This is a genomic window from Bradyrhizobium sp. (assembly GCF_049798375.1).
In the GTDB taxonomy this organism is placed as follows: domain Bacteria; phylum Pseudomonadota; class Alphaproteobacteria; order Rhizobiales; family Xanthobacteraceae; genus Bradyrhizobium.
In genome coordinates, this window is record NZ_JBARGP010000218.1 from 1 (window position 1) to 6,339 (window position 6,339).

The 6,339-nt window shown below is 64.3% G+C and carries 10 protein-coding genes and 2 pseudogenes; 7 read left to right on the top strand and 5 right to left on the bottom strand.

Annotated features, from left to right (window positions below; genetic code table 11):
- Nucleotides 1-878, top strand: a pseudogene (locus WA702_RS09245) (L,D-transpeptidase); the annotation flags it as partial.
- 24 nt (nucleotides 879-902) lie between these two features.
- Here the strand turns inward: WA702_RS09245 and WA702_RS09250 are convergent.
- From WA702_RS09250 to WA702_RS09270, 5 genes and pseudogenes are all read right to left on the bottom strand, one after another.
- Nucleotides 903-1,109 (bottom strand): annotated as a pseudogene (locus WA702_RS09250) (MarR family transcriptional regulator); the annotation flags it as partial.
- A 144-nt stretch (nucleotides 1,110-1,253) separates the two neighbouring features.
- On the bottom strand, nucleotides 1,254-1,679 hold the full coding sequence (locus WA702_RS09255) for a CopD family protein (protein ID WP_425110219.1): 426 nt from the start codon (nucleotides 1,677-1,679) through the stop codon (nucleotides 1,254-1,256).
- 9 nt (nucleotides 1,680-1,688) lie between these two features.
- Nucleotides 1,689-2,021, bottom strand: coding sequence for a DUF3817 domain-containing protein (locus tag WA702_RS09260; protein WP_425110220.1), 333 nt, complete (start codon nucleotides 2,019-2,021; stop codon nucleotides 1,689-1,691).
- Complete coding sequence (locus tag WA702_RS09265) at nucleotides 2,021-2,284, bottom strand: hypothetical protein (protein ID WP_425110221.1); 264 nt, start codon at nucleotides 2,282-2,284, stop codon at nucleotides 2,021-2,023. Before WA702_RS09265 ends, WA702_RS09260 begins: the two co-directional genes overlap by 1 nt.
- A complete protein-coding gene (locus WA702_RS09270; RefSeq protein WP_425110222.1) occupies nucleotides 2,277-2,588 on the bottom strand; it encodes an ArsR/SmtB family transcription factor in 312 nt (103 codons plus the stop codon). The genes WA702_RS09265 and WA702_RS09270 overlap by 8 nt, the downstream gene beginning before the upstream one ends.
- 198 nt (nucleotides 2,589-2,786) lie before the next feature.
- Between WA702_RS09270 and WA702_RS09275 the strand changes: the two genes are divergently transcribed.
- The 6 genes from WA702_RS09275 to WA702_RS09300 form a co-directional block, all read left to right on the top strand.
- A complete protein-coding gene (locus WA702_RS09275) occupies nucleotides 2,787-3,122 on the top strand; it encodes a GIY-YIG nuclease family protein (protein ID WP_425110223.1) in 336 nt (111 codons plus the stop codon).
- A 196-nt stretch (nucleotides 3,123-3,318) separates the two neighbouring features.
- Entirely contained in the window at nucleotides 3,319-3,960 is a 642-nt protein-coding gene (gene pgsA / locus WA702_RS09280; protein WP_425110224.1) for a CDP-diacylglycerol--glycerol-3-phosphate 3-phosphatidyltransferase, read from the top strand.
- The gene (moaD, locus tag WA702_RS09285; RefSeq protein WP_425110225.1) at nucleotides 3,957-4,208 is read left to right on the top strand and encodes a molybdopterin converting factor subunit 1; all 252 of its coding nucleotides are present in this window, start codon (nucleotides 3,957-3,959) and stop codon (nucleotides 4,206-4,208) included. The genes pgsA and moaD overlap by 4 nt, the downstream gene beginning before the upstream one ends.
- A 51-nt stretch (nucleotides 4,209-4,259) precedes the next feature.
- Nucleotides 4,260-4,718: a molybdenum cofactor biosynthesis protein MoaE gene (locus WA702_RS09290; protein ID WP_425110226.1), complete on the top strand. Its 459-nt coding sequence runs from the start codon at nucleotides 4,260-4,262 to the stop codon at nucleotides 4,716-4,718.
- On the top strand, nucleotides 4,718-5,686 hold the full coding sequence (prmB, locus tag WA702_RS09295) for a 50S ribosomal protein L3 N(5)-glutamine methyltransferase (protein ID WP_425110227.1): 969 nt from the start codon (nucleotides 4,718-4,720) through the stop codon (nucleotides 5,684-5,686). Before WA702_RS09290 ends, prmB begins: the two co-directional genes overlap by 1 nt.
- A 267-nt stretch (nucleotides 5,687-5,953) precedes the next feature.
- Nucleotides 5,954-6,339: aminotransferase class III-fold pyridoxal phosphate-dependent enzyme (locus WA702_RS09300; RefSeq protein WP_425110228.1), on the top strand; the 386-nt coding region annotated here is incomplete at its 3' end.

Here is a 6,339-nt window from a genome sequence, read left to right on the forward strand (position 1 = left end):
CGCTCGCAATGTCGCTGCGGAAGCTGGAGCGGGCGAAGACCCGCACCGCCGCCGACCTCGCCTATTTAGACAAAGTGCTCGCCGCCGCCAAAACCGACCAGTCCAAGGCGCGCGCCACCGCGCTGGAGCAGAAGGCCGCCGCCAAGGCCGCGGACGCCGGGACGCGATTCGATACCGCCAAGGCCGATGCGCAGCCCAAGCTCGACGCCGCCGCTGCGGCAAAGGATGCCGCCAAGGCCGCCGAGGCCAAGAAAGTCGATGCTGCCAAGGCGGCGACCGACGCCAAGCTCGCGCTCGAACCGGTCTCGGTCTATATCAGCCGCGCCACCCAGAAGCTTTACGTCCGGCGCAACACCCACAAGCCCGCGCGCGATGGCGGCGGCGAAGTGTTCGATGCCAGCATCGAGGTTCCCATCGCGATTCGCGATCCGAACAAGCCGATCGGCACGCATATCTTCACCGCGATGGCGCGCGATGGCGCGGCCTTGCGCTGGAGCGTGGTTTCGATCGACGACGGCGACAACGCCAGGGACGCGCTCGACCGCATCACCATCCCGCAGGAGGTACTGGATCGCATCGCGCCGACCGCGCTGCCGCGATCCTCGATCGTCATCTCGGATGAGCCGCTCAGCGAAGAGACCAATTATCGTACCGAGTTCGTCGCCGTGCTGAGCAATCAGCCCCAGGGCGGCTTCATTACGCGGCAGCCGTCGAGCGATGTCGTCGTGAGCCGCGAGGAATCGGACGATGACGGCTCCGGTTCGTTCTTCCAGCGCAGCTGGGAGCCGCAACAGCCCCAGCAGACCTATGTGCGCCGGCGCGGCGGCCAGCAGGTCTATCGTCCGGCGCAGCCGCTGGGTTTTTGGCCGTCCTGGTGAAGCACAGCAAGTCGCCGGCGCCGCTCACGACGCGGCCGGCGGCTCCTCATTGAGCGCATCGGCGAATTTCCGCATCAGCCGCACCAGCTCGTCGACGTCGCGCGCCTCCCAGGTGGCAAAAATGGCACGGCCGATGCGGTCCCGCGCGGCGTCGACCATATCGGTCATCGCCTTGCCCTTCGGCGAGATCACCGCTTCGCGCACGCGTTTGTCCGCGGCACTACCCTGCCGTGCCAGATCAAGCAGGTCTGGGCCATTGAGGACAGCAGCTGGCGCACCGTCCTGACGATGCCGACCTGAAGCGAGCCTCGGGGAGCGGCACGTCCCTGTTTGGCGCTTCGGCGCGCTGACGCCGCCGCCATTCCACGCTGGTGATCAGAACGGCTTGACGACGACCAGGACCACAATCGCGGTGACGCCGGCGACAATCAGCAGCCGCGCGTGAACCAGCCAAGACGGCGGGGACGCCGCATCGGCATATGCGAGCCTGCGCAGTGTTCCCGAAAGGATAGCATGCAGCGCCGAGAGCAGCCCGACGATCCCGATCTTGACGATCAGCCAAGGCGAGTGAAACCACCCGCCCAAAGTCGCGAGCGTACCCCCCGCCCCCCATGCGAGCAGCATGGCCGGCAAGGTCACGCGCTGATCCCAGCGCAGGGTTCGTTCGATCAGAGCACTTCGGCCCTCGGCAGACGAAGACACCTTGGCGGCGGAGGTCGCCCCGAGCGCGACGGCGAGCAGCCCGCTCATCCAGACCAGAACTGCCGTGACGTGAAGCGCCTTGAGCCAGAGATAGTCCACACCGCGCTCTCAGCAGGCGATGTCGAGCAACGCCTGACGCCGGGCCAGCGCGCGCTCGTTGATGAAGGTACCACAAGGGATCAAGGCCGCGATCACGAGGCGCGCGGTTTCCGCACGCGACCATCCGCCGCCGGACACCAGTTGGAGCAGCATCCAGACATAGGTCAGGAACGCAAGGCCATGTATCGGTCCCATGATCCGGGTGGCCATGGGCAGGCCCGCGACGTGTTTCAGTGGCACGGCGACCAGAACCAGCAGGAGCAAGGTCGTGCCCTCGATCAGCGAGATGGCCCGCATCCGCCGCAGCAGCGAAAGCTCTTCAGCGCGCTGTTCGCCGCTCATTATTCGACCTCCTTCAGCACCTTTTCGACATGGGCGAGCCGCACCTCGATCTGACCGAGACTGCTCTTGAGCGCGGCGAGCAGCTCTGCGCTTGTCTCTTGCGCCCGCGCAGTCCTCTCCGCCAGCGTGCGGTAGGCGCCCTCATTTGCGACATGCAGTCCCGCCTGCCGGACGGCCGTGAAATACTTCATCGCGAAAACCAGGATGATCGTGACAAGGACGAGAATTGTCACGAGCAGGAAGATGGCGGCCCTGTCAGCCATGTTTGTTTCCTTCTGGTGTGTGAGCGGATTGCGGCGAAGTGAGCGTTCGCGCGGCGTCGGCGATCGAGGACGGCGTCAGACTGATGTCGAAAGCAGCGACCTCGAAGTAGTTCAGCGCTTTGCCGTCGGCGGAGAGTTCGAGTTGGCTTGTGACCAGTCCGGCCTCCGCGAGCTTGCGTAGATGAAGATGCAGCAGTGGTCTGCTGATGCCGAGCTCTCGCGCGAGCTGACTGACATAGGTACGCCCATTGACTCGTAGCGCCGCCAGGATCCTCAGGCGATGCGGATTGGCCAGCGCCGCCAACCTTTCCAGTAGCTGATCGCCTTGGCTCGGCACGCGCGCCTGCTCCCATGTGTAAGAATGTTCTTACAGGTCAAGACAGAGTACCGTCAATCGTAACACCCATGTGTCAGGAAATTATTTCGTGTCTATATCCGATATTTACCCGGGCATAAAAAGGCGCTAAGTCATTCCGGGTATTATCAGCCGGATCGGCACGTCATGAATCGCGAAGAACGCAAGGCGGCGATTGCCGCCTACAAGGAACGCAAGACCGCAGGCGGCATCTATGCCGTCCTGTGTCGGCCATTGAACCAGCGCTGGATCGGCCGCTCCGCGGATCTGGACAAGATCCGGAACAAGCTCTGGTTCACCCTGCAACAAGGCACGAGCCCGCATCCGAGCCTGCAGGCCGCGTGGAACACGCACGGGCCCGAGACTTTCGCACTCGAAATGATCGAGCGGATCGAGGATGAGGAGCTCCGTTTCGTCAGGGACCGGATTTTTGCCGAACGGCTAGCGCATTGGTGCGCCGTTCACGGCGCGGAGGCGATTTAATCGCTTTCCGGCAAATCCATCTGGTGCCCGCGCGGGCGGTTTGATTAATGAACCGTCGCGACGCGCGTTGCCGTCTGCTTCGCAGTTCCTATGTTCGCAAGGGCTTCTTTGCGATACGCGTAATATCTTTGTCATCACCCGAGGGGCAAACCGCTCTGCGGTTGACGTTCGGACGACGGAAGTATTGGTAAGCCGGATGAACATTGCGACCACCCGCGGAACGACCTGGACCTCGCTGTCCCTGCCCAATATTCTGACCTGTGCGCGGATCGCCGCGATTCCGGTCGTGGTTGGCTGCATCTACGCGCAGTCGGTCTGGATGTATCCCCTGTGGCTGCGCTGGGTCGCCGTCGCGGTGTTCATAGTGGCTGGCATCACCGACTATCTCGACGGCTATTACGCGCGGATCTGGAACCAGCAGTCGGCGTTCGGCCGCATGCTCGATCCGATCGCCGACAAGCTGCTGGTCGCCTCCTGCCTGTTGATGCTGGCGGCCGACAGTACCATCCAAAACTGGTCGCTGTGGGCCGCCATCGTGATCCTGTGCCGCGAAATTCTGGTCTCGGGCCTGCGCGAATATCTTGCCGCGCTGCGCGTCAGCGTTCCTGTCACCAAGGTCGCGAAATGGAAGACCACGATGCAACTGGTGGCGATCGGCTTCCTGCTCGCAGGTGAGGCCGGCGACGTGGCGGTGGCCCATATCTCGACGGCAATCGGTCCGATCGTGAGCGGGATCGGGATTTGGCTGCTGGGGTTGTCGGCGATCATCACCATCTACACCGGCTATGACTATTTCCGCGCCGGCATTCATCACCTCATCGCGGAAGACCAGCGATGAGGGTGAAATATTTCGCCTGGGTGCGCGAGCGCGTCGGCAAAGCCGAGGAGACGGTGGAGCCGCCGGCGGACGTGCGCACCGTCGGCGAGCTGATTGCCTGGCTCTCCGGCCAGGGCGAAACCTATGCCTATGCCTTCGAGAAGCCGAAGGTGATCCGCGCCGCGATCGACCATACCCATGTCCAGGCCGATGCCGCCATCGCCGGCGCGCGCGAGATCGCGTTCTTCCCGCCGATGACCGGCGGCTGAGATTCTTGGCCGCGCGTGACAAGCGCGCGCCGCACAGGTAGTCGTGAGGTCATGACCGCCATCGCCACCATCCGCGTCCAGCAGCAGGATTTCGACACCGCGCGCGAGATCGCGGGCTTGAGTGCCGGTCGCACCGATGTCGGCGCGGTCGTCTCCTTCTCCGGCCTGTGCCGCGCCGACGATGGTCTCACCGCGCTGACGCTCGAACATTATCCCGGCATGGCCGAGGCCGAGATCAAACGCCACGCCGACGAGGCCCTGGCGCGCTGGCCCTTGCAGGGCCTCACCATCATCCATCGCTACGGACGCATCACGCCGGGCGAAAACATCGTGCTGGTGGTGACCGCCTCCAGCCATCGCCAGGCGGCGTTCGAGGCCGCGGAGTTTCTGATGGATTATTTGAAGACCAACGCGCCGTTCTGGAAGCGCGAGGAGAAGCCGGAAGGCGACAGCGCCTGGGTCGAGGCCAAGAGCCACGACGACGACGCTTCGGCGCGCTGGAAATCCTAATGGCCAAAGCGCTGAAAAAGCCCGCAAAGAAAGCCACGCCCCGCAAAGCCGCCGTGCCGAAGATCGGCGCCGGCGAGTTGCAGACCGTGCTCGATTACGTCCGCTATGCCGTGAGCCGCTTCCAGCAAGCGGGGCTGGTGTTCGCGCACGGCACTACCGATTCCGTTGCCGAAGCCGCGTTCCTGATCAGCGAGGCGCTGCATCTGCATCCCGACCAGTTCGAGAGCTTTGCCACCGCGCGCGTCACCGCAACTGAGGGCAAGACCATCCTCGATCTGATTGTCGCACGCGTCACCACGCGCAAGCCGGCCGCCTATCTGGTCAACAAGGTCTATATGCGCGGCCTGCCGTTCTACGTCGACGAGCGCGTCATCGTGCCGCGCTCGTTCATCGGCGAATTGCTCGATTCGCATTTCCGCGGCGCCGAATCGGAAGGCACCTCGCTGATCGACGATCCCCTGACGGTCGAGAGCGCGCTCGATCTCTGCACCGGCTCCGGCTGCCTTGCGATCCTCGCCAGCCGCCATTTCCCCAATGCCACGATCGAGGCCGTTGACATCTCGAAGGATGCGCTGGCTGTTGCAGCGCGCAACGTCGCCGATTACGGGCTCGACGAGCAAATCACGCTGCATCGCGGCGACCTGTTCGCCCCGCTGTCCAGCCGCCGCTACGACCTGATCATCAGCAATCCGCCTTACGTCGATGCCGAGGGCATGGCCGCGCTTCCGCCGGAATGCCGCGCCGAGCCTGCGCTTGCCTTCGACGGCGGCGCCGACGGCCTGACCATCATTCACCGCATCCTCGAACAGGCCCGCGACCATTTGACCGCCGAAGGCGGCCTGCTCTGCGAGGTCGGCCGCGACCGGCCGCAGATCGAGGCCGCATATCCCGACCTGCCGCTGCTCTGGCTGGATACCGAGGATTCCGAAGGCGAAGTGTTCTGGATCGCCGCCCCGGATTTGCGCTGATTGGTGCTCGGTCTGCACGGACCGGTGCACGCGCAACCGCTGTGCACAAATAGCCCAGCAGGTCGGCAGGAAAACCGGCCCTTTGACGTTTTCGTCGGCGTCCGAAACTGATAGCTTGTCGGTGAGCTGGACTCGCGGCTGCCGTCAGCAGCGATGACGCCGTTCGGTCCAGACCCGTTCACGCGCGATCCGTTCTGGCAACCGTTCGCCTGACGTTGCGGATCGTGCCGTCGCCGTCGCATCACCTGAAGGTCTGAAGAGGTCACCATGCTGGACAAGAGCCCCCGCCCCGCCGTTGCCGTTCCGAACGATCTTGCCGCGCATTGGATGCCGTTCACCGCGAACCGCGCCTTCAAGAAAAACCCGCGCCTGCTCGCCGGCGCCAAGGGCATGCACTACATCACGGTGGACGGCCGCCAGATCATCGACGCCGCCTCCGGCATGTGGTGCTCCAACGCCGGCCACGGGCGACCTGAGATCGCGACCGCGATCGCCAAGCAGGCCGAGGCGCTGGACTACGCGCCGCCGTTCCAGTTCGGCATCCCGCAGGCCTTCGAGCTCGCCAGCCGTATCGCCGCTCTGGCTCCTGAAGGCCTCGACCACGTATTCTTCTGCAACTCCGGTTCGGAAGCCGCCGACACCGCGCTGAAGAT